The sequence below is a fragment of the Atlantibacter subterraneus genome (assembly GCF_007570865.1).
Classification (GTDB): Bacteria; Pseudomonadota; Gammaproteobacteria; order Enterobacterales; family Enterobacteriaceae; genus Atlantibacter; species Atlantibacter subterraneus.
In genome coordinates this window covers 962179-988056 of the sequence record NZ_VLPS01000001.1, presented here as the reverse complement: position 1 = coordinate 988056, position 25878 = coordinate 962179, and the positions used below count along the sequence as shown (strand labels likewise).

General features: G+C 54.0%; 26 protein-coding genes. 11 read left to right on the top strand and 15 right to left on the bottom strand.

Annotated elements, in window-relative coordinates:
- The first annotated feature begins 56 nt into the window (after window positions 1-56).
- Complete coding sequence (gene ftrA, locus FND52_RS04800) at window positions 57-1022, top strand: transcriptional regulator FtrA (RefSeq protein ID WP_144129683.1); 966 nt, start codon at window positions 57-59, stop codon at window positions 1020-1022.
- Between the two features lie 125 nt (window positions 1023-1147).
- Window positions 1148-1243, top strand: a complete 96-nt coding sequence (gene mgtS, locus FND52_RS04795) for a protein MgtS (RefSeq protein WP_000901367.1) — start codon at window positions 1148-1150, stop codon at window positions 1241-1243.
- A 255-nt stretch (window positions 1244-1498) separates the two neighbouring features.
- Here the strand turns inward: mgtS and FND52_RS04790 are convergent, their stop codons facing one another.
- The gene (locus FND52_RS04790) at window positions 1499-1834 is read right to left on the bottom strand and encodes a GlpM family protein (protein ID WP_125295268.1); all 336 of its coding nucleotides are present in this window, start codon (window positions 1832-1834) and stop codon (window positions 1499-1501) included.
- A gap of 149 nt (window positions 1835-1983) precedes the next feature.
- Between FND52_RS04790 and FND52_RS04785 the strand changes: the two genes are divergently transcribed.
- Complete coding sequence (locus tag FND52_RS04785; RefSeq protein ID WP_125295267.1) at window positions 1984-2256, top strand: hypothetical protein; 273 nt, start codon at window positions 1984-1986, stop codon at window positions 2254-2256.
- Here FND52_RS04785 and FND52_RS04780 read toward each other — a convergent pair.
- From FND52_RS04780 to dcp, 3 genes are all read right to left on the bottom strand, one after another.
- Complete coding sequence (locus FND52_RS04780; RefSeq protein WP_125295266.1) at window positions 2253-2432, bottom strand: hypothetical protein; 180 nt, start codon at window positions 2430-2432, stop codon at window positions 2253-2255. The two genes, FND52_RS04785 and FND52_RS04780, sit on opposite strands and share 4 nt — an antisense overlap.
- A gap of 112 nt (window positions 2433-2544) precedes the next feature.
- Window positions 2545-3465: a kdo(2)-lipid IV(A) palmitoleoyltransferase gene (gene lpxP / locus FND52_RS04775; RefSeq protein ID WP_144129681.1), complete on the bottom strand. Its 921-nt coding sequence runs from the start codon at window positions 3463-3465 to the stop codon at window positions 2545-2547.
- A 487-nt stretch (window positions 3466-3952) separates the two neighbouring features.
- Entirely contained in the window at window positions 3953-5995 is a 2043-nt protein-coding gene (gene dcp, locus FND52_RS04770) for a peptidyl-dipeptidase Dcp (RefSeq protein WP_144129679.1), read from the bottom strand.
- 149 nt (window positions 5996-6144) lie between these two features.
- Between dcp and ydfG the strand changes: the two genes are divergently transcribed.
- The 3 genes from ydfG to ydfZ all read left to right on the top strand — a co-directional run bounded on the left by ydfG (window position 6145) and on the right by ydfZ (window position 7984).
- Window positions 6145-6894, top strand: a complete 750-nt coding sequence (ydfG, locus tag FND52_RS04765) for a bifunctional NADP-dependent 3-hydroxy acid dehydrogenase/3-hydroxypropionate dehydrogenase YdfG (protein ID WP_144129677.1) — start codon at window positions 6145-6147, stop codon at window positions 6892-6894.
- 82 nt (window positions 6895-6976) lie between these two features.
- Entirely contained in the window at window positions 6977-7666 is a 690-nt protein-coding gene (locus FND52_RS04760) for a GntR family transcriptional regulator (protein ID WP_125295262.1), read from the top strand.
- A gap of 114 nt (window positions 7667-7780) precedes the next feature.
- Complete coding sequence (gene ydfZ / locus FND52_RS04755; protein WP_125295261.1) at window positions 7781-7984, top strand: putative selenium delivery protein YdfZ; 204 nt, start codon at window positions 7781-7783, stop codon at window positions 7982-7984.
- A 38-nt stretch (window positions 7985-8022) separates the two neighbouring features.
- Here ydfZ and FND52_RS04750 read toward each other — a convergent pair whose 3' ends face one another.
- From FND52_RS04750 to FND52_RS04725, 6 genes are all read right to left on the bottom strand, one after another.
- Window positions 8023-9306 carry an MFS transporter gene (locus FND52_RS04750; protein WP_144129675.1) on the bottom strand — a complete coding sequence of 428 codons (1284 nt, stop codon included), beginning with the start codon at window positions 9304-9306 and terminating at the stop codon, window positions 8023-8025.
- Between the two features lie 232 nt (window positions 9307-9538).
- Entirely contained in the window at window positions 9539-10990 is a 1452-nt protein-coding gene (locus tag FND52_RS04745; protein WP_144129673.1) for a mannitol dehydrogenase family protein, read from the bottom strand.
- Window positions 10991-11044: 54 nt separating this feature from the next.
- Window positions 11045-12595, bottom strand: a complete 1551-nt coding sequence (locus FND52_RS04740; protein WP_125295258.1) for an MFS transporter — start codon at window positions 12593-12595, stop codon at window positions 11045-11047.
- A gap of 27 nt (window positions 12596-12622) precedes the next feature.
- A complete protein-coding gene (uxaC, locus tag FND52_RS04735; protein ID WP_144129671.1) occupies window positions 12623-14029 on the bottom strand; it encodes a glucuronate isomerase in 1407 nt (468 codons plus the stop codon).
- 45 nt (window positions 14030-14074) lie between these two features.
- A complete protein-coding gene (gene rspA / locus FND52_RS04730) occupies window positions 14075-15289 on the bottom strand; it encodes a starvation-sensing protein RspA (RefSeq protein WP_125295256.1) in 1215 nt (404 codons plus the stop codon).
- Between the two features lie 147 nt (window positions 15290-15436).
- On the bottom strand, window positions 15437-15763 hold the full coding sequence (locus FND52_RS04725) for a YnfA family protein (protein ID WP_144129669.1): 327 nt from the start codon (window positions 15761-15763) through the stop codon (window positions 15437-15439).
- 115 nt (window positions 15764-15878) lie between these two features.
- Between FND52_RS04725 and FND52_RS04720 the strand changes: the two genes are divergently transcribed.
- Both FND52_RS04720 and speG read left to right on the top strand, forming a co-directional pair.
- Entirely contained in the window at window positions 15879-16214 is a 336-nt protein-coding gene (locus FND52_RS04720) for a DUF1283 family protein (RefSeq protein WP_144129668.1), read from the top strand.
- A 53-nt stretch (window positions 16215-16267) separates the two neighbouring features.
- Window positions 16268-16825 (top strand): spermidine N1-acetyltransferase, encoded by a 558-nt coding sequence (gene speG, locus FND52_RS04715; protein WP_125295253.1) that lies wholly within the window; start codon window positions 16268-16270, stop codon window positions 16823-16825.
- 26 nt (window positions 16826-16851) lie between these two features.
- Here speG and FND52_RS04710 read toward each other — a convergent pair whose 3' ends face one another.
- Window positions 16852-17562, bottom strand: coding sequence for a YnfC family lipoprotein (locus tag FND52_RS04710; protein WP_125295252.1), 711 nt, complete (start codon window positions 17560-17562; stop codon window positions 16852-16854).
- 109 nt (window positions 17563-17671) lie between these two features.
- Between FND52_RS04710 and FND52_RS04705 the strand changes: the two genes are divergently transcribed.
- Window positions 17672-17974: a DUF1161 domain-containing protein gene (locus FND52_RS04705; protein WP_144129666.1), complete on the top strand. Its 303-nt coding sequence runs from the start codon at window positions 17672-17674 to the stop codon at window positions 17972-17974.
- A gap of 35 nt (window positions 17975-18009) precedes the next feature.
- Here the strand turns inward: FND52_RS04705 and murP are convergent, their stop codons facing one another.
- From murP to FND52_RS04685, 4 genes are all read right to left on the bottom strand, one after another.
- Window positions 18010-19455, bottom strand: a complete 1446-nt coding sequence (gene murP / locus FND52_RS04700) for a PTS N-acetylmuramic acid transporter subunit IIBC (RefSeq protein ID WP_144129664.1) — start codon at window positions 19453-19455, stop codon at window positions 18010-18012.
- A 10-nt stretch (window positions 19456-19465) separates the two neighbouring features.
- On the bottom strand, window positions 19466-20368 hold the full coding sequence (murQ, locus tag FND52_RS04695; protein WP_144129662.1) for an N-acetylmuramic acid 6-phosphate etherase: 903 nt from the start codon (window positions 20366-20368) through the stop codon (window positions 19466-19468).
- Between the two features lie 262 nt (window positions 20369-20630).
- Window positions 20631-21845, bottom strand: coding sequence for a c-type cytochrome (locus tag FND52_RS04690; protein ID WP_144129660.1), 1215 nt, complete (start codon window positions 21843-21845; stop codon window positions 20631-20633).
- A 4-nt stretch (window positions 21846-21849) separates the two neighbouring features.
- A complete protein-coding gene (locus tag FND52_RS04685; RefSeq protein WP_144129658.1) occupies window positions 21850-23742 on the bottom strand; it encodes a flavin monoamine oxidase family protein in 1893 nt (630 codons plus the stop codon).
- 525 nt (window positions 23743-24267) lie between these two features.
- Between FND52_RS04685 and osmY the strand changes: the two genes are divergently transcribed.
- On the top strand, window positions 24268-24948 hold the full coding sequence (gene osmY, locus FND52_RS04680) for an osmoprotectant ABC transporter permease OsmY (RefSeq protein ID WP_376739528.1): 681 nt from the start codon (window positions 24268-24270) through the stop codon (window positions 24946-24948).
- 22 nt (window positions 24949-24970) lie between these two features.
- Window positions 24971-25873 (top strand): osmoprotectant ABC transporter substrate-binding protein OsmX, encoded by a 903-nt coding sequence (gene osmX / locus FND52_RS04675; protein ID WP_144129656.1) that lies wholly within the window; start codon window positions 24971-24973, stop codon window positions 25871-25873.
- Window positions 25874-25878: the final 5 nt, after the last annotated feature.

The following is a 25878-nucleotide window of genomic DNA, read 5'->3' as shown; positions in this document are numbered from 1 at the left end:
TTTCACCCTGCCAAATGGCTGCGCCCAGACGTGACAGAAATCGCCAGGATCATGACATGTTGAAAACCTCCCTCTCCCATCCGCTGGTTGTTGTGCTGGCTTATGACGGTTTATGTACCTTTGAATTCGGCGTCGCGGTTGAAATATTCGGGCTGCCGCGCCCGGAGCTTGGGGAAAACTGGTATCGCTTTGCCGTTGCGTCCGTCGATGGCGGCGAACTGCGCGCCACCGGCGGGGTTCGGGTGGTTGCGGATGGTGATTTATCGTTAATCGCCGAGGCCGGTACGGTGATGGTGCCGGGCTGGCGCGGCGTGGACGAGCCGGTTCCCGAGGCGTTGTGCGAGCAGCTACGCGCCGCGCATGAGCGGGGTTGTCGAATTATGTCGATTTGTTCCGGCGTGTTTGTGCTGGCCGCCGCCGGATTGCTGGATGGCCGCCAGGCAACCACCCACTGGCGCTATCTTGACGCACTCCAGCAGCGCTATCCGGCAATCGAAGTGGTCCCTGATGTGCTGTACATCGATGAGGGTAATTTACTGACCTCCGCAGGCAGCGCGGCGGGCATCGATTTGTGTTTGCATCTGGTACGGCGCGATTTCGGCCAGGAGACGGCGAACAGCGTGGCGCGGCGTTTAGTGGTACAACCCCACCGCGACGGCGCGCAGTCGCAAAGTATCGTCCGGCCCGTGCCGGTTGCGCGGGAGAGCAAGCGGCTGGGATTACTGTTTGATTATCTGCACCAGCAGCTGGCAGAAAGCCATAGCGTGGCGTCGCTGGCAAGCCGCGCCGGCATGAGCCCGAGAACCTTCCTGCGCCGTTTCCAGGACGCCACCGGCACCACGCCTGCGCGTTGGCTACTGAACGAACGGCTGGTGCGCGCCCGGACGATGCTGGAAAAGACCCGGCTGTCGCTGGACCACATTGCCGCTCAGGTCGGTTTCGGCAGCGCAAGCACTCTGCGCTATCACTTTCAGCAACACTTTTCCGTTTCGCCTGCGGCTTATCGTAAAAGTTTTACCTGATCGTCGCGTTATCTTCACACAGTTCTGCTTTTGTTTAGGTTGGGTGCGGTATTCTCTCTGCACTCGGTTGAGGTTCTTTTTTTAAACAAAGTGAGGTTTTAACAGCAAATAAATGGAGGTCCACCATGCTGGGCAATATGAACGTTTTTATGGCAGTACTGGGTATTATTCTTTTTTCCGGTTTTCTTGCCGCTTATTTCAGCCACAAATGGGATGACTGATGAACGGAGATAGTCCCTTCCAGAGAAAGGCCCCTCGTTGATATGCACACCGAGGGGCCTTTTGCTTTTGCGTCTTATTAGTTGCGAAAAAAAGAGCGAAAAAAAACCGCCGGAACCCGACGGTTAAATGCTTGCATGGATAGATCTTTGAAATTCGTAGTCTGCGCGCAGTTCTCAATGGCAAAGAGAACGCCGGAATACCCTTTGAACTTATCAGTTACTTGCTCAACGGCGAGTAAACGAAGCGCGTAAAAATCAGTGAAAACGCGTCCAGCACAGGATCAGCAGCCAGGCGCTGAGACTCCAGCACCCTACCGCGGCGATGAGCGCGAACGGCACCCGCATCATGCCGGTGAAATACCACAGCGAGGCGAGATAGATAAAGTAAGGAATAATCGACCACATGCCGAAAATAATGGTGGTGCGTAATGCTTCGACCCCACGTTCGGTGGCCACAATATAGTGCGCAATCAGCGCGAAGGTGGGAAATAACGGAATAAGCCCGGCGATATAGTAATTTTTCGTGCGCGACAGGATCGCAATCAACACCACAATCAGCGCGCCCAGCGCCGCTTTAATCAATAAGCCCATTTTCCCTCCCCAAGGTCACCCGGCAGCATACGCAGCGAAGCGAAGCCATAGCAACCTTTCGCGGATGAAAATTTTTCAGGCCCATATCCGCGTTTATGGTTGTCTTATCTATAGTTATCAGATAACTCCACACGGCAAGGACATGCGCTATGCGAATTTCAAAAAGTCATCTGCGGACCATTCTGAACAAACTGGAAGACCTTTATCCGCTACCTATGGAAGCGGAAGACTATGCCGATCTGGCGGCATCGTTAGGCGATGAAATGACCCTCGACGGGCATCTGCTGTATCTGCAGGAGAAAGGGTTTATCCACATTACCATGAACTACAATGTTGCCCAGCGCGCCTGGCGCATCAATTCGCAGGAAACCCGCATCAGCGCCGAGGGGCTGGATTATCTTGAGGATCAGCGCAGCATTTAGCGATGCGGATTGAGCGGAGCCATGGTCAGGCTGTAGTAGTCGCGCAGCGCACGCTCAAGACCCTGACGTGTCATGGTGATATGGGTGCGGTGGCCGGGGCGCGTCAGGCGATACTCTTTATCTTTCGTGACGATGGTGACCCGGTACCAATCGCCACGATAATAAATCCAGTTCATATCATGCATTTTACGTATAGACAGTGCGTTATGTATACCAGCCATTATTCGGTAAAACCGAGATATGACGGGTAAAATAGCCATAACTATTTTGTGCTATCTACGTATAACGTTAGACGTACAGCGACACTTCCCCGGCAGGACGTGTTTTAAAGCGGCGATGCACCCAGAGATACTGTTCCGGCGCGCGCAAGATTTCATGCTCGATAATCCGGTTGGTAAACGCCGCCGCTTCTGCTTCGTTGGTAGGATAGTTTTCGATTTCCGGCGAGATATACAGGCGATAGCCGCTGTTATCCGCCCTGCGCACCATGGTGACCGTCAGCAACGCCGAGCGCGATAAGCGCGACAGCACGAAGGTGCCATTGGTGGTGGCAACATCTTTCACCGCGAAAAACGGTGCGAAGCTGCTGCCTTTGATGCCGTAATCCTGGTCTGGCGCAAACCAGACCGACTCACCTTTCTTCAGCGCGCTGACCATGCCTTTGAGATTGCGGCGATCGATCATCGCTTTGTTAGAGCGCATTCGCCCTTTAGTCTGCACCCACTCCATCATCGCATTGTTATGTGGCCGGTAGGTCGCCATCATAGGCTGACAGATACCCATGATTCGCCCGCCCAGTTCCAGCGACATAAAGTGTACGCCCACGACCATCACGCCGCGCTGCTGTGCGGCGGCACGCTGCAGGTTTTCCATGCCTTCTACATCAAAATATTTGCGCACCCGGCGATCTGACCAAAACCACGCTATTCCGGTTTCCAGCAGGGCCATACCCAACGACTTGAAATTTTCCGCGACCAGACGCTCCGTATCTGCTGGCGTGTTATTGGGAAAACATAGCTGAATATTTTTACGAGCAATGGCTTCGCGACGCTTTAAAAATGGCCGCGATAATCTACCTGCATTAAAACCAATCGCACGGATGATGGGAAAAGGGAGTTGAACCAGTAACCATAAACAGCCGAGTCCAAACCACGTTAGCCAATACTTCGGCTGCAAAAATTGGTTTTTAAAACCTGAAAACTTAAACATAGAGAGCCTTAAGCGAGCCTTCTGTGAGGCCGCCAGTCAAAAATAATTTTTTGCGCTGCTTGCTTAGGCACCGTTTTAACAAATAATTCATTTTTTAATGTCAATTTAAGGCAAAACAGCGGGGAAATATGTTACAGAAGATATTTTTCAATAAAATCAACAAAATGAATAAATCCTTAAGGTAAATCACTCATTTCAGACAAATGATTTAATCCCTTTCTGAAAATTTCTTCTGAGAACGGCAGTATATTCCTTTACCCATTTCATATCCATTTTATCGAGTTTAAAGATATTCTTAATTGCGAGTCACTTTCTGGTGTTTATTTTTTACGCCTTTTTAACCGTTGAACCTTAATAAAATATTAAGTTGGTAACTTTTGGTACAGGTAGCGTTGAACCGTCAGCTAGCCTCGTATCCAGATCGCCTGAAGTAAAAAAGCTACCGGCAAAGGTAGCTTTATCTGTATGTTTACGCGCTGGAATTCAACTACGACAGCCCGCGGTTTTTCAGCATTGGTTCAATCGCGGGATCGTGCCCGCGCCACTCCCGGTATAGCGCTTCTAAATCACAGCTGTTGCCACGGGATAAAATTGCCTCACGGAAACGCTGGCCGTTCCCGGCGGTGAGTCCACCCTGTTCGATAAACCACTGGTAACCATCATCCGCCAGCATTTGGGTCCACAGGTAGGCGTAATACCCTGCCGCATAACCGCCACCAAAAATATGCGCGAAATAGCTGCTGCGATAGCGCGGCGGTACGGCTTCCATCCACACCTTTTCCCGTTCCAGCGTCTGGCGCTCAAATGCCGCCACGCTCTCCTGCGGCTCATCAACCCGACGGGTATGCCAGTTCATATCCAGCAGCGCCGCTGCCAGCAGTTCGGTCATGTCATAACCTTTATTAAACTGCGCGGCGCGGAACAAGCTCTGTTTAAGTGCGTCAGGCATGGGTTCCCCATGCTGGTGATGGCGCGCATAGTTGGCGAAAACCTCTGGATGACTGGCCCAGTGTTCATTAATTTGCGAGGGGAACTCAACAAAGTCGCGCGGCGTATTGGTACCGGAAAGCGTGGCAAAACGCTGCTGCGCAAACAAACCGTGCAGAGTATGGCCAAATTCGTGGAACAATGTGATCACATCATCCCACGAGATAAGCGCGGGCTGGCCATGCGCGGGCTTCTGGTAGTTACAGACGTTGTAGATTACCGGTAGGTTACCCAGCAGTGTGGATTGCTCGACAAAATTACCCATCCATGCGCCGCCGCTTTTACTGTCACGCGCGAAGAAATCGCCATAGAACAGCGCCAGACCGGCACCGTTATTGTCGAAAATTTCCCATACCCGCACATCCGGGTGGTAAACCGGGATATCAGCGCGCGGCACAAACTTCAGGCCAAACAGTTTGCTGGCAGTCCAAAACACACCGTCGTTCAATACGCGATCCAGTTCGAAGTATTCCCGCAGCTGGTTTTCATCCAGCGCGAATTTTTCGCGCCGCACCTGCTCTGCATAAAACGCCCAGTCCCAGGCTTTGGCCTGAAAACCGCCCTGCTGCTTGTCAATACAGGCCTGGATATCCGCCAGCTCTTGCTGCGCCCGCGCCGTAGCGGCAGGGACGATATTACGCATAAAGCCCAGCGCGGCGTCCGGGGTTTTTGCCATCTGGCTGCTCACGCTCCAGGAGGCATAATTTTCAAAGCCTAACAACGCGGCTTTTTGGGCCCGCAATGACACCAATTTTGTGACAATGTCACGTGTATCGTTAGCGTCATTCTTTTCCGTACGAGACCAGCCAGCGTTAAACAGCGCTTCGCGGGTATGGCGATTTTCCAGGGTCTGAAGCGCCGGTTGCTGAGTGGTATTGAGCAGCGCCAGCCACCAGCGCCCTTCCAGTCCTTTATCTGCCGCAGCCTGAGCCGCAGCCTGAATGTCCGCCTCCGTCAGGCCTTTTAACTGGCTGACATCGCTAATCTCCAGCCCGCCCGATTTCGCCGCCGCCAGTAAGTGCTGGTTAAACTGGCTGGTTAACCGGGCCAGCGACTGGTTGATCGCTTTAAGCGCTTCTTTTTGTTCTGGCGCTAACGTCGCGCCCGCGAGCATAAAGTTTTGCCATATCACTTCGATCAGGCGTAGCGCTTCGGCATCCGGTGCCATCTCATGGCGCTGCTGGTAGACGGCATCCAGGCGGCTGAACAGCACCGGATTGAGGTAAATTTCATCCGCCAGCGCCGCCAGCTCGGCGGAAAACTCTTCATCCAGCTGCTGCAGATAGTCATTGGTATGGGCCGAGGTCATAGCGAAAAACACGTTCACTACCCGGCTGAGCATCTGACCGCTAAGCTCCAGCGCCAGATAGGTATTATCGAAACTGGGCGATTCAACAAATGACGCGATTTCCGCGATCTCCTCGCGTTTTAACCTCAGCGCTTCGTCAAAGGCCGGACGGTAGTGTTCATCACGAATTTCATCGAACGGCGGTGCCTGATAAGGCTTCAGGCTAACGCTGAAAAAGGGGTTTGATTGCTGCATAACGCACTCCCGCAGGAACTCTGGCAAAACTCAAGCTTATGCAACCCCTTGCCTGGCCGCAATAACTTCTGGCTATCGATGCCCTTACCACAACCTTGCTGCGCATGCTAAGGTAATAAACACTTCGAAAAGCGTTGAGGAACAGCGAGATGATTATTCTGGTTACTGGAGCTACCGCCGGATTCGGCGAATGCATTACCCGTCGTTTTATTCAAAATGGTCATAAGGTGATTGCCACCGGGCGTCGCCAGGAACGCTTGCAGGAGCTGAAAGACGAGCTGGGCGACAATCTGTACACCGCGCAGCTGGACGTGCGCAACCGCGCCGCTATTGAAGAGATGATCGCTCATCTGCCGCAGGAATGGCGTGCGATTGACGTGCTGGTGAACAACGCCGGGCTGGCGCTGGGCATGGAGCCGGCGCATAAGGCCAGCGTTGAAGACTGGGAAAACATGATCGATACCAATAATAAAGGCCTGGTCTATATGACTCGCGCCGTGCTGCCGGGCATGGTGGAACGCAATCGCGGCCATATTATTAATATCGGCTCTACCGCGGGCAACTGGCCTTATGCGGGTGGCAACGTTTACGGCGCAACGAAAGCTTTTGTACGTCAATTCAGCCTGAACCTGCGTACCGATCTGCACGGCACGGCGATCCGCGTGACCGATATCGAGCCAGGCCTGGTGGGCGGCACTGAGTTTTCTAACGTGCGCTTTAAAGGCGACGATGAGAAAGCCGACAAAACCTACCAGAACGCCAACCCGCTGACGCCGGATGATGTGACCGAAGCGGTGTGGTGGGTCGCCACCCTGCCTGCGCATGTCAACATTAATACTCTGGAAATGATGCCGGTCAGCCAGACCTATGCTGGATTAAGCGTTCATCGCGGATCCTGATGCTAAGCTGCTGCCCGGCCTCGCGCCGGGTGGCAGATCCGTGTTAGAGTGACCAGGTTACCTGCAAACGAAGCGCATACCGATGGCCGTTGAAACCCTGTTAAACCCCACCCAGCCTGTTAACCAGCAAATCTACCGTATTTTGCGCAGCGATATTGTTCACTGCCTGATCCCGCCGGGTACCCCGCTGTCGGAAAAAGAAGTTTCGGTACGGTTTGACGTTTCCCGCCAGCCGGTACGCGAAGCCTTTATCAAGCTGGCGGAAAACGGTCTGATTCAGATCCGCCCACAGCGCGGCAGCTACGTGAATAAGATTTCACTGGCGCAGGTGCGCAACGGCTGTTTCGTGCGCCAGGCGATTGAATGCGCGGTAGTGCGCCGCGCTGCCGGGATGATCACCACTGAACAGCTTTATCAGCTGGAGCAGAACCTTAATCAGCAGCGCACCGCCATCGAGCGTAAGCAGATTAATGACTTCTTCGAGCTCGACGACGCCTTTCATCAGAAACTGGCCGATATCGCCGAATGCCAGCTGGCATGGGATACCATCGAAAATATCAAGGCCACCATTGACCGGGTGCGCTATATGAGCCTCGACCACGTGTCGCCGCCGGAGATGCTGCTGGAACAACACTTGAATATTTTCAACGCGCTGGAGCAGCATGATGCGGATGGCGTCGATCTCGCCATGACCCGCCACTTGCAGGAGATCAGCGAGTCGGTTCAGCTTATCAAACAGGAAAATCGCGACTGGTTCAGCGACGACGCCTGAGCGTGACATTCATCACACAAATCCGTTTTTTTTGATCGGCATTAAGGTTTTCGCTGCGGTGATTTTTAAAATATTCACCGTCTGAATTTTCATTCTGTTCAGGAGAAAACCACCATGATGACGTATGATCGTAACCGAAACCCTATCACTGAAGGCAGCCGGGTCATGATTAATGGCACCGGCCATACTGGCGTTATCCGCGCTATACATAGTGACGGAATGACCGCTGCCGATGTGCGCCGCCAGCAGACGGTAGAAGTAGAAGGTTATGAAGGCAAAGTTGCGCCGGTTGAGTTAATTCGGCTTGGTATGCACTAAGTGGTGAGAATGCCGCCCCTGGCGGCATTCATTATGCTTCAATCAATTCTCGATTTAACAATCAATAAATAGCTCATCGCGCCGGCAAACGTCACGCAAGCCGCAATGACCAATGCCAGATTAAAAGAGTGCGTGGTATCAACAATCCACCCGGTTACTATTGGCGCAAAAGACGCAAAGACAAAGCTGCCGAAGTTTTGAATTGCCGCCACTGAAGCAACTTTAGTTTCAGCAACCAAAACCTGAACCAAACCCCACGCAGACGTACCCGCAAAATGAACACAAAACAGCGCCATTGAAATAAATGCCACCGCCTGCATTGGCGTAGAGGATTGCACGACCAGCAGGGTGCCCAACGCTGACAGAATTAAACCCACCACAATGACGGCCTTTCGGGTTTTTGCCAGATCGTAACCCGCTTTGGCAAAGCTATCGACCACGATACCGCTAATCCACATGCCTACGGCAGCGGCAAGAAAGGGAATGGCAGCGACCCAACCGGTTTTTGCCAGGCTAAATCCCTGCTGCGCTTGTAAATAGCCCGGTAGCCAGGCGATATACAGCCAGCCGGTATAATTGACGCCTGCAAAACCTAAAATCATTCCCCAGGTGGTGCGGTATTTAAAGAGAGAAATCCATTCACTGAATTGCAGCTGTGGTCGTGGTTTTACCGGTGCCGACAAATAGTCGCGCTCAACGGGCTGGAGTGAAAACTGGCCGCGGTTGCGATACCACGCATACCAGCAGATGCCGACGAGGACTCCGGCAATACCGATGGTTACAAACATAACGCGCCATCCCCAGGCAAGTTGCATCACAACCAGTACTGGCGGCGCAATCGCTTGTCCGATGACGGTTGAGGAATTAAAAATCCCCAGCGCGGTTCCCCTTTCTTTTTGAATGTACCAGTCAGTAATAGATTTAACGCCCGCAGGCATAAACGGCGCTTCGCCAATCCCTAAGCCAATGCGCAGCATAATAAAATGACTGAATGAATTAACTATCCCGGTTAACCCCTGCATCAGCGACCAAAATATGACCCCTGCGCCAAGCACAACTCGTGGACCGTAGCGATCCAATAAAATGCCTGAGGGTAACTGTGCAAAACCATAGGAAAGAGAAAAAGCAGATAACAACACGCCAAATTCGGTGGCAGATAAGCCTAACTCACCGCGGATCGCCTCGCCCGCCACGCTTAAAGAGGAACGGTCTAAAAAATTAACGACACCCGCCATAAAAAGCAAAAATAAAGTAACCCTCTGAATTTTAGCAATTCTTTCCGGCTTGTTTATTGCTGACGAAGATATTACTTTCGTATTCATATCATACTCCGGTGTTTAACGGATAATAGATAAAATAAACATCGGATATAGTTATAAGCTTAGCTCGCGATAAATATACTAAAACAATCAATAATGAATTATTTTAGGAATAACTTTATGAGTGGCATTTGACATTGTAATTAACCACACTCTAATAAATTAACCCAGGCAAACATCACGCTTGCCCGGAATTTATTTATTAAATTTAATTAAACGACTGCGCTTTAATTTTCTATAACATAGCCGCGTATTTTCCAACGGCTGCCCTGGCCCCTTGTTCCAGTAACGCTAAATAGGCTTCCGTCACGCCTTTAACAAACGCCGGGTTTTGCGGCAAGTCGTGGCCAAATATCGCCGAAAGCTCAAGCAATGCCGTCACCCGCGCTTCGCCCTGCTCGCTCTGCGCCACTTTGGCCGCAATTTCGGCTTTAAGCGGATCGCTGATTTCAATGGCTTCGCCCTGCTCGTCGACGCCATGCACATAGCGCATCCAGCCTGCCACGCCCAGCGCCAGCAGCGACCAACCGGAGCCGTTCGCCAGATGCCAGCGGATTGAATCCAGCATCCGCTGCGGCAGTTTCTGGCTGCCGTCCATGGCGATTTGCCAGGTGCGGTGCGCCAGCGCAGTGTTCTCATAGCGGGCGATAAGGCTGTCGGCATAGCGGGCTAAATCCACGCCCTTGACCTTAAGCGTCGGGGCCTGTTCGTTCAGCATCAGCGCCCGCGCGGTGGCGCGGAAGTTGGCATCTTCCATACAGACGTTTATCAGCGGATAACCCGCCAGATAACCCAGATACGCAAGGAATGAGTGGCTGCCGTTGAGCATCCGCAGCTTCATCTCTTCAAACGGCAGCACGTCATGCACCAGCTCCGCGCCCGCTTTTTCCCATTCCGGGCGACCGGCGACAAAGTTATCTTCAATCACCCACTGCCGGAACGGCTCACAGGCCACTGCCACCGGATCGTTAACGCCGGTCTGCTCAGCGATGCGTTGTAAGGTTTCCGGGGTAACCGCCGGAACGATGCGATCCACCATAGTGGACGGGAACGTCACTTCGCTTTCAATCCAGCTCGCCAGCGCGGGGTCAATCTGGCGGGCATAGGCCAGCACCACATTGCGCGTGACGTGGCCGTTTTCCGGCATATTGTCGCAGGACATGACGCTGAAGCCGCGCAGGCCAGCCGCTTTACGCCGCGCCAGGGCGGCCACGATAACCCCCACGGCGGAAACCGGCTGCTGCGGTTGTTTTAAATCCGCCGCAATTAACGGATGCTCAAGCATCAGTTGCCCGGTGGCCGGAGAGTGGCAGTAGCCTTTCTCGGTGATGGTCAGCGACACAATCGCGATTTGTGGCTGGCACATGACGTCAAGCACGGCTTCCAGGCCATCAACCTGCGCATGCAGCGCCTGGTTAACCACCCCCACTACACGCGTGGTCCAGCCGTCAGCGGACATTTCCGCCACGGTATATAAGCGCGCCTGCTGATTGAGATCGGCGATTTGCTGCTCGCCGCCGATCAGGTTAACTTCGCAGTAACCCCAGTCGCTGTGGTGATCGGTCGCCAGGATATCGGCGTACACCGCCTGATGGGCGCGGTGGAAAGCCCCAAAGCCAAGATGGACGCAGCGGGTCACCAGCGTGCTGCGGTCATATTGCGGAGAAGGTAACGTTCTGTTTTCCATGATTAACTCACTGTAAATGCATTTAAAAGCCCCCCTTTTCAGGAGGGCTGGTTGTTAGCTGTCTCTTGAAACGCGCAGTTCGGCGGGTTTCAGGTGTGATGCCGATTCGTCGTTGCACCACAATTCTTCGTAACGATAACCGGTGAGATCCTCGACCACGCTGCGAGTCTCTGGCTGAACATCGCTTTTCGCGCCGTGGGCTTTCAGGCGCTCCACTTCATCAACAAAAATCTTATGGGTGCGCTTGTTCAGGCGGAAGGTTAACGCTTGCCACAGGGCAATCAGCAGCAGTCCCGCCGTACCGATGAACAGCAGTGAAGCGATGGTGTTTACCGCGCTCTCCGGCTGTATCTGGCTGCCTTTCACAAAGCCGCCGCTCTGCAACAGTAAACCCACGATAAAGGTCGCAATCGCCACCGTGGTTTTACGGGAGAAGGTCATCACGGCGGCAAACAGCCCTTCACGACGCTGACGGGTGATCATCTCGTCGATGTCCGGAATAAACGGGAACACGTTCCATGGCGTAAATTCCAGTACGCAACGCCCTACCTGATACACCGCTGCCAGCACCACTAACAGCAGCACTTTATTGTCGGTCGGGAACTGATACACCAGGAACAAGCCGAACAGGCACAGCATCATCACCGTATAAGCGAACACATACAGGCGCGACGGGCCATATTTAATGATCGCCACACCCGCCAGCAGGGTTACCGGCAGCCCGACGATACTCATCGACAGCAGCGTCCCGGCCAGGGATGACGAAACCTGCAGGCAGTACACGCAGAAGAAGACAAACACGGTGTTATAGACATCTTTGGCGGTAAAGGAGAACAGATAGATCGCCAGATGTTTTCTGAACGCGCGGACTTTCAGAGTTGAGCCATAATCGCGGAATAAGTTGCCCAGCTGAGCCAGTTTTTCCTTAGCGGTTTTCGCTTCGCTGGGGCGCTCCAGTTCCGCCAGCATTTCCGGCGTTAATTCACGCTCCCAGGTGACTTTCCAGGAAATAAACACGCACACCATAAACAGTACCGCAAACACCACGCCGTTGATCAGATAGGCATTTGCATTATGCTCGCCGAAGAAACCAATCAGCAGCCCCGGAATAAAGGTTGCCAGGAAAGTGCCGGTGGCCGAAAAGAACATACGGCAGGTGGATAATTTTGTGCGTGAGTTAAAGTCCTTGGTCATTTCCGACGGCAGAGTTTCCCATGGAATAAGCACCATCGCCGCGATAATTTCAAAGGCCAGATAAACTGCCAGATAAAATCCGTAAGTCATGCCGTTGAGCCAGAGTAAAGAGTAAACCAGCATCAACGGCGCGCCAATTAATAAGAAGAAGCGGCGGCGGCCAAATTTCTTGCCTAAATAGTTTTTATAAAAATGGTCGGTAAAGCTGCCCATAAACAGACTGACAATCGCATCGACAATACGGGCGATGGCCACAATAGAGGCGGCTTCAACCGGCGATAGCCCGACAAACGTGGTATAGAAGAAAAGAAGCCAGGCACCAATTACGGTAAAGGCCCCGCCACCCATAATATCGGTTACACCATACCCAATACTGACGGGTATGGTGATTTGCTTTTTAGACTGAGACATGGACTATCCTCAATAGGGTCAGAGAGATTAGAATCGGAAATAATTTTTAGCGTTATCGTGACAAATATTTATTATTAGATTTGATAATATTTTTGGATTATCAGGCACTTCTCCACGCTCAACCCATCCGCCGACCAGATTACACAAAATCCGCCGGAAATAGTCATGGCGTGTATAGGAGATAAAACTACGGGAATCCGTGAGCATACCGACGAAATTCATCAGCAGTCCCTGATCGGCCAGGCTGTTTAGCTGGCTTTCCATGCCCCGCCGCGTGTCGTTAAACCACCAGCCGGAACCAAACTGGACAGGTGATTTCACGCCGTCACTGGCGGACTGGAAGTTGGCGATTGTCGTGGCGACAATATCGTTATAAATCGGATTCAGGTTATACAGAATGGTTTTTGGCAGCGCATTATTACGCGCCATGCTATCCAGTAAACCGTTCAATCCCTGCGCCAAGTGGCACTGATCGGCAATGGAGTCAAAACCGGTATTGATGCCGATTTTTTGCTTCATTAACGTGTTGTTGCTGCGGATCGCACCAAAGTGGATCTGCATGGCCCACTGCCGCTGTTTGTAATGCCCGGCCAGCATTACAAAGATTGCGCTCATCAGTGCCGCGTTCTCTTGCTGGCTTAAGGCTTCGCCGCTGCATTTTTTAGTGAATAATTTATCCACTTCACTTGCCGTCGCGGCGTGGTAATGAATTTCAACCGGGCCATGATCGGAAATACGGCAACCCACGTCATGGAAATAATCAATACGATTTTCCATTGCCCGTGACAGATCGGCAAAGCGCTGAATATTAATGCCGGTCAACGCCGCCAGTTTCCCGATAAATAACAGGAACTGCTGTGGGTTTTCTTCAAAGATTTCATCCGGGCGAAATGTTGGCAGTACCCGGGTTTTAAAATCAGCCTCATCGCGCAACAGACGATGGTATTCCAGCGAGTCCAGCGGCGAGTCGGTGGTGCAAATTACCTCGACGTTGGAACGGGAAATAAGCGCCCGGGGTTTAAAATCGTCCTGCAATAAATATTGATTGCAGGCGTTCATGATTTCGCGCCAGTTGCTGGAATCGAGATTTTCTTCAATGCCGAAATAGTAATCCAGCTCCAGATGCGTCCAGTGATAAAGCGGATTACCAAAGCAGGATTCGACTGTTTCAGCCCAGGCCTGAAATTTCTCTTCCGACGAGGCGCTACCGGTAATTTTCTCTTCACTGACGCCGTTGGCGCGCATTGCGCGCCATTTATAATGATCGCCCGCCAGCCATAATTGGGTGATGTCCTGAAAGGATTTATTTTCATAAATCTCTTTTGCATCAAGGTGACAATGGTAATCGATAACCGGCAAATCCTTTGCCAGTTCACGATACAATTTGCGCCCTGATTCATTATTAATCATAAAACTATCATTTATAAATTTCATGACTGCTCTCCATTCCTGAGCATGGATTGAATTAATCGTCAGGGCTTACCAGTTCCACAACGTGCCGTCTTCAAGACGGGCTACCGGCAAATAGGCAGGCTCGTAGGGATATTTCGCCGCCAGTTTTTCATCAAATTCGATGCCCAGACCCGGCTTGTCGCCCGGATGCATATAGCCATTATCAAAGGTCCAGTTGTGCGGGAATACTTCAAGCATCTGCTCGGAATAGCCCATATATTCCTGTACCCCGAAGTTAGGCACCCACAGGTCGAAATGCAGCGCCGCCGCCATGCAGACCGGCGAGAGATCCGACGGGCCGTGAGAACCGGTACGCACCTGGTACAGGGAGGCGAAATCGGCAATTCGGCGCATGCCGGTGATGCCGCCCGCGTGGGTAATGGTGGTGCGGATATAATCGATCAGCTGTTCTTCGATGAGCTGCTTGCAGTCCCAGATGCTGTTGAACACTTCGCCCACCGCGATTGGCGTGACGGTGTGCTGGCGGATCAGGCGGAAGCATTCCTGGTTTTCGGCTGGAGTGGGGTCTTCCATCCAGAACAGACGGTGCTGCTCTACGCTCTTGCCGAAGCGCGCGGCTTCGATTGGCGTCAGGCGATGGTGCATATCGTGCAGCAAGTGTTCATTAAAGCCGAACTTGCTGCGTACCGCTTCAAACAGTTTCGGGGTGAAGTCGAGATATTTTTCGGTTGACCACAACTGTTCTTCCGGCCAATCGCCTTTGGTCGCCGGCTCGTAGGCCAGACCTTTCCCCTTCGCCATCCCGTAGGTGGTTTTCATACCCGGCACGCCGCACTGTACGCGGATGGCCTTAAAGCCCATCTCTTTATGGCGGGCGTAGTCTTCCAGCACTTCGTCGATGCTGTGGCCGGTGGTGTGGCAATAAACCATCACTCCTTCCCGGGATGCGCCGCCCAGCAGCTGATACAGCGGCATATTGGCGGCTTTGGCTTTGATGTCCCACAGCGCCATGTCGATGGCGGAAATGGCCGACATGGTTACCGGGCCGCGACGCCAGTACGCGCCCTTATAGAAAAACTGCCAGATATCTTCGATGCGGTGCGCATCACGTCCCACCAGCTGCGGGCACAGATGATCTTTCAGATATGACGCTACGGACAGCTCGCGGCCATTGAGCGTGGCATCCCCTAACCCGGTTAATCCGCTGTCGGTAGTGATTTTTAAGGTGACAAAGTTGCGCCCAGGACAGGTCACAAAAACTTCAGCACTGACGATCTTCATGGTTTTTCCTTACAACGTGAACGGCATGTATTAAGTTGCCTTCAATTTACGCAACTGAGCTACTACCATACAAGTATGAAGATCGTAAAAGTATGAGTGCAGTCACAAACAGTTTGGTGACCTGCTTATTTTTTCAGCGAAATTGGGTTATGCGCGGCCCCAGCCCACGACGATGATCAGCATGCCGCACAGGGCGATCCCCGCCCCGAGCCAGTCATAAACGCTGAGTTTGACGCCGTCCACCACCCGCAACCACAGCAGCGCGGTCATCACATAGACGCCGCCGTAAGCCGCATAAACGCGGCCACTTGCTGCAGGATGCAGGGTCAACAGCCAGACAAATACCGCCAGCGACAGCCCCGCGGGCAACAACAGCCAGATGCTCGCGCCGCGCCGCAGCCACAGCCAGGGAAGAAAGCAGCCAATAATTTCAGCCAGCGCGGTGGCGAAAAACAGCAGGGTTGTTTTGATCATGTTGAAGGAAAATCCTGATAATAGCGTTTGAGTGTGCTGCTCTGTTACGCGGCAATGGTATAATAAAAAGCGTCGGGACACCGATATGTACTGTTCAACCAGAAAGGAAACCAGGATGAAAAACCTCCTTAGCAAATCTGCAGTGCTGATGTTGCTGGCTGGTGTGTTTACCATCGCTTCGCCGCTCCATGCGCAGACCGACAGGCTGATCATCGAATCCGGTGACAGCGCGCAATCCCGCCAGAACGCGGCGATGGATAAAGAGCAATGGAATGACACGCGCTCGCTGCGCCAGAAAGTGAATAAACGCGCAGAAAAAGAGTGGGATAAAGCGGACGTCGCTTTCGACGCCCAGGATAAATGCCAGCAAAGCGCCAATTTAAACGCTTACTGGGAACCGAACACCCTTCGCTGCCTGGATCGTCGCACAGGCCGCCAGATTACGCCGTAATACTCAGGGCTCCCACGGGGGCCCTTGTTTCACCTGCTTAAAAAGGATTTACCATGCCCAGCGAGTATTCCGTCAAACTTCGTCCGCTTGAGCGGGAAGATTTGCGCTTCGTTCACCAGCTTGATAACAACGCCAGCGTGATGCGCTACTGGTTCGAAGAACCCTACGAAGCCTTCGTGGAGCTTTCCGATCTGTATGACAAGCATATCCACGACCAGAGCGAGCGGCGCTTTGTGGTAGAGTGCGACGGCGATAAGGCCGGATTAGTGGAGCTGGTGGAGATTAACCACGTTCACCGCCGCGCCGAGTTTCAAATCATCATCTCTCCGGAGCATCAGGGCAAAGGCCTGGCGTCGCGTGCAGCTAAACTGGCGATGGATTACGGCTTTACGGTGCTGAATCTCTATAAACTGTACTTAATCGTCGATAAAGAGAACGTCAAAGCCATCCATATCTATCGCAAGCTAGGCTTTACGGTAGAGGGCGAACTGGTACATGAGTTCTTTATTAACGGCGAATACCGCAACACCATCCGGATGTGCATTTTCCAGCATCAATACCTGGCGGAACACAAAACCCAGGGCAGTATTTTAAAGCCTACCGCGCAGTAAGCCCTTCCCGCGGCGTGGCCGCGGGTTCAGTAGTATTCAATGGTGTTTTTGATGGTGAAATGCTGTAGCGAGGGTGGCGTGACGCTCTCATCGGTAATATCCAGCGTGCAGCTTACCGGATTAAAATAGCTATCGTATTTACAGGCCTGCTTAGCGCGCGCGATGGCTTTATCGTTGAGCGTACTGACCGACTGATAATCGAGTTTCTTGCGCTTATCGGTGGGCGCTTTGGCCTCCACCGCCAGCGTCGAAGCCTTCGCCTGGGTCTTTTTGCCCAGCGGATAACCTTCTTCATCGTACCGGTAGTTTATGGTGGTCTCTTTACCGCGTGCCGCCACCACGAACCCGTTATCATCGGTATCATACAGCAACCCGATAGCCGGTAATTCAGCCAGCTGGCATTTGCCCTGGAGCTTTACCCGCTTTTCACCGGAGTTGGCTTCAAGATAATAGTTTGCGTCCAGTACCAGCGCTGCGCCGGTATTGGCATCCAGATCGTGAAACTCCAGGGAATCGAAGCACCCTTCTTCCGATAGCGTCGCGCTAATGCGACGGGTCACTTCACCCTTGTCATTGAGCAGCGTCTGGCTGAAGTCCTTGACCGGCCCGCGCAGCGGATCAAAATCAAACTCATTCGAAAAACTTGCCATTTCAGGCGTATAGGCAATCGGCCCTTGCGAATTATCACAGCCGCTGAGGGCTGCCGTTAACGCTATTATCAGGATCTGTGGCTTCACGCGTGGGCTTCCTCCCGTCTGAAAACAACGCTTATGATATAAGCAAATACAGAGATTTACACTATGGCTGCTATGCTTAGACCTGAGCCCTACCAAAAAGGAGGCTGATATGAAGCGTTTATCCTGGATTAGCGCCTGTTTGTTAATTTCCGCAGCACCGGCGTTTGCCGCGCCTGAGTCGTGCGAACGGGTGAAAGCCGACATTCAGCAGCGAATCATTAATAATGGCGTTCCGGAAACCAGCTTTAGCTTAACGATTGTGCCTGGCGATCAGGTTGATCAGGTGGATGCGCAGGTGGTGGGACATTGCGCCAACGACACGCACAAAATCCTCTATACCCGCACCAGCAGCGGTAACGCGCCGGGCAACCCGCCAGCGGCGCAGGATGGCTCGCAGAACGAGCCGCAGTAACGCCCTTCCTCCGGCCTGGTGCCGGAGGAATACGCTTAACTCAAATCGATATTTTTACTGCCGAACAGCCATGTCAGAATAAACCCGGACAGATAAGCCACCAGCAAGCCCGCCGCATATACCGCCATTCCGGCGTAAATGCCGCTGCCCGAGGTCATTAGCGGCAGCGCCACCAGCCCCGACGGACCAAACACGGTATTCAGCCCCACCGGCAGCCCCATCCAGGCCACCAACCCAATAAAGAATCCGCCGCAGGCCCCGCCGAGACAGGCGGTGATAAACGGCTTCACGCGCGGCAGCGTTACGCCATAAATCAGCGGCTCGCCGATGCCCAGGATACCCGGAATAATCGCGCCTTTAATTTGGGTACGCAGCAGCGCCTCTTTATTGGCACGCGCGTATAACGCCAGCGCCGCCCCAACCTGTCCGCCCCCGGCCATCGCCAGAATGGTAAACAGCGAGTTGAAGCCCTGCGCTTCCATCAGCGCGAAATAGACTGGCACAAATCCCTGATGCACGCCGAACATCACCGCCAACAGGAACAGCCCTGCCAGCACCGCCGAACCAAACGGGTTGCCGTTTAGGTGCAGGAACAGCCAGGACATACCGCTGAACAGATAACCGCCCACCGGCATAATCACGATAAAGGTCACCGCGCCCATAATCAGCAGCGTCACGGCGGAGGTTAAGATCATATCCAGATTGGCAGGCATAATGCTGCGCACCCGCTTCTCCACCCACGCACCAAGGATAGCGGCAATCAGCACGCCGATGATGTTGCCGCGCGGATCGATGCTGTGGCCAAAGAACGAAGAGATGCCGGAATAGAAGCCCACGGTAGCGTCAGGGTTGTAGCCGAGCACAAACAGCGCTGCGATAATCGCCCCGTTGACGCCCGATCCGCCAAACGCTTTTTGCGCGTTGTAGCCAATCAGGATGCTCAGAAAGGTAAACATCCCTTTGCTGAACACTTTCATATAGCTGATGGTTTCAACCAGCGTGCCGTTGGGTGACGGTTTGCCCAGCACGAAGATTTGCTCGGCCAGCGTTGCGAATCCCAGCAGCAACCCCACGGCGATAAAACCCGGGATCAGCGGCGTAAAAATGGTGGCGAACTTCGCCAAAAACTTCTGTACGCTGCTGGTCTGCTTGCCCTTTAGCTGCTGCTTTTTCTGCGCCGCGATGGCTTCCAGGCTCTGGCTCTCGCTGACGGTTTCGACGGGCGTACTTTCCAGATAGTGATTCATCATTTCCGCTGCCGCCTGGGCTTTACCGGGCCCGAGTACGATCTGGAACTGCTCATCGCTTTCAATCACGCCCAGCACGCCAGGAATCTGGCGAATCGCTGCGACGTCGGCACGGCTATCGTCGCGCAACGTCAGCCGCAGCCGGGTCATGCAGTTGCCGCATTGCGCCACGTTTGCGCCACCGCCAACCGCGTCAGTAATTCGCGCTATCATCTCGCTGGTTATTTTTGCCATTTTTTTTCCTTTACGCGTTGTGTAACGCCAGGCGAATAAATCCGTTATTTTGTTCCAGCACCGCGCCAGCCTGCGCGGCGTCAAGGCCCGTCAGCACCATTACAATGGCGGTTTTACAATGGCGGTTGCACTGCTGGAGCGCCGCCTGCGCCGTATCGCGATCGCAATCGGTGGCATCCATAACGATAGAAATCTGCCGTTCAATCAGCTTGGCGTTAGTGGCTTCCACATCCACCATCAGATTGCTGTAAACCTTGCCGCTGCGGATCATCGCTCCGGTGGTGATCATATTCAGCACCAGTTTCTGGGCGGTGCCCGCTTTCAGACGGGTCGAACCGGTGACCACTTCAGGGCCAACAGCGGGCGTAATTGCGATATCCGCCAGCGCCGCCATTTCACTTTGCGGATTGCAGCTCACCACCGCAACGCTGGCATTCAGCGATTTCGCCCAGGCCATCGCGCCTAAAACGTAAGGCGTTCTGCCGCTCGCCGCGAGGCCCACCAGCACATCTTTCGCGCTGAAGTTCAGCGCTTTCAAATCCGCTGCGCCCTGCTCGCGATTATCCTCAACATTCTCCACCGCGCTTAAAATGGCTTTATGGCCGCCCGCGATAATCCCTACAACCTGCTCGGGCCGGGTGCCGAACGTCGGCGGGCATTCGCTGGCATCCAGAATGCCGAGGCGGCCAGACGTGCCTGCGCCGATATAAATCAACCGCCCGCCCTCAGCAAACGCCTGCGCCACGCGGTCCACCAGTTGGGCGATTTGCGGCAGATAAGGCGTAATCGCCTCCGGCACGCGGCGGTCTTCGTTATTGATCACGGTCAGCATCTCCAGCGTGGAGAGCGTATCAATGTTGTTGCTCGCCGGGTTGCGGCGTTCGGTTATCAGATTGCTTAAATCAATATTCATAGCGGCCTCGCAATGCAAAGATGTGTGCAGTATAAGGAATATTTTATTCCTTTGCTGTGAAAGTTGTCACGTGAGATACGCGTTATGTAAGTCAAATCGTCACAGCGGGTTGGCGAAATGTCACGATGACACCAATTAAATAATTGAACTAAAATGATTTAATTAGATTTATCATGAAGGGGATTCTAATTATGCGAAGGAATTTTTTATTATTACTTTACCCGGGCGCGTCGCATGACCCGCGTCGCGCCCTTTAACCCTATTACTGCGTAGCGACTGCGCCGCCCTCATGGCGCGTTTCGCGCTTATTTACCGTCGACACCGCCCCGGCATCTGCTGGCGGGGCGTTATTACCCCAGGTACCCCGCACGTAATTGGTGACATCGCGGATCTGCTGGTCGTTAAGCGTGCCGCGATAGGCTGGCATTTTGTAAGAAACATTGCCCCAGGTGGTGGGCGTTTCAGCCCCTTCGACAATGACCCTGATCAGCGAGCTGGGATCTTCCGCCTGCACCATGCGGTTGTTAACCAACGACGGGACATTATCGTCGGTGCCTTTACCCTGCGCGCCATGACAGGTGGAGCAATAACGCAGATAAACCGTTTTACCCGCATCGGACTGCCCCGCGTGCGGATTCGCTTTCGTCTGGCGCGTTGGCGCGTCAGCTTTCAGGCTGAGAAGGTACTGCGCAATAGCATCGGCATCCGGTTTAGTCAGGTATTGCGTGCTTTGCGTGACCACTTCGCTCATCGACCCGGAAATCGCGGCGTGCTTGCTGCGTCCGATCAACAACAGCGAGGCTAACTCCTCCGCCGACAGGTCAAGCCCGCGTAACGACGGCGCATACCAGCCGTCAATGGTTTCCCCACTGAGAAACGCGGCATCGCTGTCGTCATAGGCTTTTTCCTGCATCGCGAAACCACGCGGCGTATGGCAGGCACCGCAGTGTCCCGGCCCGGAGACCAGATAAGCGCCGCGTTTCAGGGCGTCCGATGCGTTTGTTGAGGCTGTTTGCGGCGAATCGGTAAAAAAGGCATTCCAGATATGCAGCGGCCAGCGCGCGGAGAGTAGCCAGGGGATATCAGATTCCCGGTTAGCCGTCGCCGCCGGCGGCACGTCCTGCATCATATAGTCATACAGCGCGCGCAAATCCGGATCGGAAAGTTTGGCATAAGAAGGATACGGCATTGCCGGATAGAGCGGATGCCCGTCTTTTGCTATTCCCTGGCGGAGCGCCTTTTCGAAATCAGCATAACTGTAGCTGCCGATGCCGTGGGTTTTGTCAGGGGTAATATTCGTGGAGTAGATATCGCCGAGCGGCGTCGGGAACGCTTTGCCGCCCGCCATCGGCGCGCCGCCGGCGGCGGTATGACAGGCTATACAGTCCGACACGCGCGCAACGTATTCTCCCTCAGGATGGGCCGCAAGGCTGGCGGTGGAAACCATCAGTCCGGTGACAATCAGTAAGTTACGCATGATTTCACCCCATCGCCTTAAGTTCGTTAACGGCTCGCCAGGCCTGATCGATAGCCGTGTGGGCATAGGCGTCCCAGTCGGCGTCGGCATTCGCGATAGCGATGCGGCCGACAGGCTGGCGGGCCCGTTCGACAATGGTCGGCATCTCCTCCATATCGTCAAACAGCGCCGTCGCGTAATAGGCGTAGCCATGCGCCCAGCGGTTAACCGTGATCCCCGCGATATCCCGCTGGTGATCGAAACCCGCGCCGCCCAGCATCTCCTGCAACTGGTCACGCACCATCTTTTCATGCTCCTCAAACGCGGTGCCCAGCAAAAATGCGCGCCCTTTGTGAAATTGCTCGCGCGCGGTCATATTGCTGCCGGGATAGGTCGGCACATACACCATATGCAGCACCATCGGATCGTCGGGCGATGCGGAATGCTGATAGCCGCCAAGACTGACCGGATAGTCGAGTTTCACGCGGCTGTACGGGGCGGCGGGCGAATAAAATTCGTGAATGCCGAGCTGCTGAAAAGCCCGCCAGTTCCTGACCACCACGTTGGTATACACCAGCGGCGCTTTCACATTCAGGCGCAGATCGGCTTTCTGCTGCGCCGGCGTTTCCGGCACGATAAACGGGATCATCATGTTATAGCCCGCCATCACCGCGTTACGGCCCACTACCCGGTGCGGTTTACCGTCGCGTAAATAGGTCACCGCCACGCCTTCCGGAGTGTTGGCGGCATTCACGACGCTGCTGCTGAGCCGAATACGCGTCGGGTTTTCCGGCCTGTCCAGCGCGGCATAGTCGAGACGCGCTTTAATAGAATCCTCCATGGTCGCGCCAGGCAACGCGTCCGGAATTAAATACTTCACCAGCAGGCGCGCCAGCCCGGCGTTGCCATCCGGGAAGTGATACACATAAGGTTCCTCCAGATCGGCGAGCGCTTCGCCGTCCAGCGGCGGTAGCCCCATCGCCTCCATGCCCGGCAGTGCGCAGGCGCGGGCATCGCTACAGGTGATCCCTTCAATGCCGATAGCGAAAAAATCATTGGATCGCTGCTGGAAATAGAGCACCGCCATGGGGCTTAAGCCCACTTTAGTGGAAAGAAACTCGCGGTAGCTGTGGGTATCCAGCCACTCGCTTTTCTGTTCCACCGTCATGCCCGCCAGGTAGTCGGAAGGAGTAACGTGCAGATCGATCAGCGCTTTGCGGTCCGCGTCACTCAGGGGAAAGTCGTTAATGAACGCGTCGATTGGCCGGCCATTAAGCCGGTCGTGAGGAATGTCGTCAGAAACCGCCCGTCCGGGGTCGCCGCTGACGATTTTTGTTACGCCAAAGTTCTTTTTGTCAAAAAACACGCCGCGGCTCATGTTGTGGTCGGGGTAAAAGTTGACGTCAAATCCCTGCTTCATGCGGGTAACGCTGATCCCCACGTCGGCCAGTAATTTATTCGCCTCGTCGCTGAAGTTATTGGCGGGCGACTGGAATGACTCGCTGCCGCCATAGGCAATCAGCGTTTTGCCATCGACGGTAAATTCGTTGCGTTTGGCGTGGCCGCCAAAATCGTCGTGGTTATCCAGCACCAGAATTTTGCTCTGTTTACCCATCTGCTGCTGCCAGAAGCAAGCGGCGGCCAGACCGCTGATCCCGCCGCCGACAATCACCAGATCCCATGTCTCTTCTGTCGGTAAACCGTCAATGGCAAAGCGTTGCTGTTCACGGCCCACCGCATGCGCCGTCTCAAATGAACCGGGGTGGTTGCCGCGTAAACCCGTTAATGCCGGGGGGTAGTAATCATCCTGAATTAACGCGCTGTTTTTACCGTTCGCCCGCGCCCAGTCCAGGGGCGTAAGCCCGGCGGCGATAGCGATCGCCACGCCGTTAAGAAAATCACGTCTGGTAATTGCCATAGAAAACCCTGTTTGCTTTCAGTATTACGCGCAAAACCGCGTTACGGTTTTGCGCCGTTTTTATAATCGGTGTGTCGTTATCACCCTGCCGCGGCGGCCTGCCGGGCAGAAAGATTGAGGAAGTGGTCAGCAAAGCACGGCGACCTGCGCCGGAAATTCTTTTTGCGCAATAACCACATACAAACTGATAATCACCAGGTTTAGTTCATCACCGCTTCGTTTGCGCAACAAAGAGTTAAAATTTAGATCCCAAGCGATTAATGAACAGGGCTTATGTGACAACGTCACAAGTCGCTTGCCGTTTTTAAGACAATTCTTTACCGTCCCGCTCACACCAGTCAGTAAAAGGCCAGAATCAAGGTTTTGCTGCCAAACCCTCTCTGCCTGAAAGGGTTACAAACTGGAATCATTCCCGACGCATTGCTATAGCTCTTAACAGCCTGACAACACAAGGCATAACAATTCGATAAAGCGCGCTCAGGGAGACACACCGCAATGTATAAAAACCTCGCACTTCGCGCAGTGATGGCGCTACTTGCGCTTATCGTCGTGGCAGGCTTAATCGCCTGGGGCGTCGGTATGGAAACCATCAGGGCACGTCAGGTCGATTTACTTTATCTCGGGAAGCAGCATTTGATCCTGGTGTTCAGCTCGATGGCGCTGGCGCTGGCCGTGGGCATCCCCAGCGGCATTTTGCTTAGCCGTCCTGCCGCCCGTCGGTTCGCTGAATACGTCATGCAAATCTTCAACGTCGGGAATACCTTGCCGCCGCTGGCGGTACTGGCGCTGGCGATGGTGATTATCGGCATCGGCGATCGTCCGGCGATTATTGCGTTATTCCTCGCCTCACTGCTGCCTATCGTGCGCAACACTTACGCCGGGCTGTGCTCGGTCCCCGCCTCATTAATTGAAGCCGCTAAAGGCATCGGGATGACGCGCTGGCAACAGTTGCGCCAGGTCGAGCTACCTAACGCCTGGCCGGTGATGCTGTCCGGTATCCGTATCGCCACGGCGATTAACGTCGGGACTGCGCCGCTGGCGTTCCTGATTGGTGCCAGCAGCTACGGCGAACTGATTTTCCCCGGCATCTATCTGAACGATTTTCCGACGCTGATTCTGGGTGCAGCCGCCACGGCGCTGTTCGCCATGATTCTGGATCTGGCGCTGGCGGGTCTGGGCCGCCTGATGAGCCCGCACACCGCCTGATAATAATAACAAGGAGCGAACCATGAAATTTTTGTCCCGCCTGCTTGCCGCCTTCACGGCAACGGCCCTGCTCGCCAGCGCGGCGCAGGCCGCGCCGATTGTGCTGGCGACCAAGGGCTTTACCGAACAGCACATCCTTTCCGCTATGACCACGATGTATCTGCAAAAGAAAGGCTTCCAGGTCCAGCCGAAAACCAATATTGCGGCGGTCATTTCCCGTAATGCGATGGTCAATAACCAGATTGATATCACCTGGGAATACACCGGCACGTCGCTGATTATTTTTAACAAAATCGATAAGCGCATGACCCCGCAGGAGTCCTATGACACGGTCAAACGCCTTGACGCCAAACTCGGACTGGTGTGGCTGAAACCGGCGGATATGAACAATACCTATGCATTCGCCATGCAGCGTGAGCGGGCGGAAAAAGAAGGCATTACCACCCTGTCACAGATGGTGGAACGGATGGACTATCTGCGCGAGCATGACCCGAAAAATAACTGGTTGCTGGGCCTCGACCTGGAGTTCGCCGGGCGCAGCGACGGCATGAAGCCGCTGCAACAGACTTACAACATGCATCTGGAACGCCCGCAGATCCGCCAGATGGACCCGGGCCTGGTGTACAACGCCATCCGCGACGGGTTTGTCGATGCCGGGCTGATTTACACCACCGACGGGCGGGTCAAAGGCTTTGACCTGAAAGTGCTGGAGGATGACAAAGGTTTTTTCCCCAGCTACGCGGTCACGCCGGTAGTGCGTAAACCGATCCTTGATGCCAATCCGGGCCTCGACGACGCGCTGAACACCCTTTCCGGCCTGCTGAATAACGATGTGATTTCCACACTCAACGCCAAGGTGGATATCGACCATGAATCGCCCCAGAAAGTGGCGCGCGAATTTCTGCAACAGCACAAGCTGCTTTAAGGAGG

Coding starts and splice junctions, on each gene's coding strand:
- ftrA (WP_144129683.1), top strand. CDS start 57: ATGTTGAAAACCTCCCTCTCCCATCCGCTGGTTGTTGTGCTGGCTTAT.
- mgtS (WP_000901367.1), top strand. CDS start 1,148: ATGCTGGGCAATATGAACGTTTTTATGGCAGTACTGGGTATTATTCTT.
- FND52_RS04790 (WP_125295268.1), bottom strand. CDS start 1,834: ATGGGCTTATTGATTAAAGCGGCGCTGGGCGCGCTGATTGTGGTGTTG.
- FND52_RS04785 (WP_125295267.1), top strand. CDS start 1,984: ATGCGAATTTCAAAAAGTCATCTGCGGACCATTCTGAACAAACTGGAA.
- FND52_RS04780 (WP_125295266.1), bottom strand. CDS start 2,432: ATGAACTGGATTTATTATCGTGGCGATTGGTACCGGGTCACCATCGTC.
- lpxP (WP_144129681.1), bottom strand. CDS start 3,465: ATGTTTAAGTTTTCAGGTTTTAAAAACCAATTTTTGCAGCCGAAGTAT.
- dcp (WP_144129679.1), bottom strand. CDS start 5,995: ATGCAGCAATCAAACCCCTTTTTCAGCGTTAGCCTGAAGCCTTATCAG.
- ydfG (WP_144129677.1), top strand. CDS start 6,145: ATGATTATTCTGGTTACTGGAGCTACCGCCGGATTCGGCGAATGCATT.
- FND52_RS04760 (WP_125295262.1), top strand. CDS start 6,977: ATGGCCGTTGAAACCCTGTTAAACCCCACCCAGCCTGTTAACCAGCAA.
- ydfZ (WP_125295261.1), top strand. CDS start 7,781: ATGATGACGTATGATCGTAACCGAAACCCTATCACTGAAGGCAGCCGG.
- FND52_RS04750 (WP_144129675.1), bottom strand. CDS start 9,306: ATGAATACGAAAGTAATATCTTCGTCAGCAATAAACAAGCCGGAAAGA.
- FND52_RS04745 (WP_144129673.1), bottom strand. CDS start 10,990: ATGGAAAACAGAACGTTACCTTCTCCGCAATATGACCGCAGCACGCTG.
- FND52_RS04740 (WP_125295258.1), bottom strand. CDS start 12,595: ATGTCTCAGTCTAAAAAGCAAATCACCATACCCGTCAGTATTGGGTAT.
- uxaC (WP_144129671.1), bottom strand. CDS start 14,029: ATGAAATTTATAAATGATAGTTTTATGATTAATAATGAATCAGGGCGC.
- rspA (WP_125295256.1), bottom strand. CDS start 15,289: ATGAAGATCGTCAGTGCTGAAGTTTTTGTGACCTGTCCTGGGCGCAAC.
- FND52_RS04725 (WP_144129669.1), bottom strand. CDS start 15,763: ATGATCAAAACAACCCTGCTGTTTTTCGCCACCGCGCTGGCTGAAATT.
- FND52_RS04720 (WP_144129668.1), top strand. CDS start 15,879: ATGAAAAACCTCCTTAGCAAATCTGCAGTGCTGATGTTGCTGGCTGGT.
- speG (WP_125295253.1), top strand. CDS start 16,268: ATGCCCAGCGAGTATTCCGTCAAACTTCGTCCGCTTGAGCGGGAAGAT.
- FND52_RS04705 (WP_144129666.1), top strand. CDS start 17,672: ATGAAGCGTTTATCCTGGATTAGCGCCTGTTTGTTAATTTCCGCAGCA.
- murP (WP_144129664.1), bottom strand. CDS start 19,455: ATGGCAAAAATAACCAGCGAGATGATAGCGCGAATTACTGACGCGGTT.
- murQ (WP_144129662.1), bottom strand. CDS start 20,368: ATGAATATTGATTTAAGCAATCTGATAACCGAACGCCGCAACCCGGCG.
- FND52_RS04690 (WP_144129660.1), bottom strand. CDS start 21,845: ATGCGTAACTTACTGATTGTCACCGGACTGATGGTTTCCACCGCCAGC.
- FND52_RS04685 (WP_144129658.1), bottom strand. CDS start 23,742: ATGGCAATTACCAGACGTGATTTTCTTAACGGCGTGGCGATCGCTATC.
- osmY (WP_376739528.1), top strand. CDS start 24,268: ATGGCGCTACTTGCGCTTATCGTCGTGGCAGGCTTAATCGCCTGGGGC.
- osmX (WP_144129656.1), top strand. CDS start 24,971: ATGAAATTTTTGTCCCGCCTGCTTGCCGCCTTCACGGCAACGGCCCTG.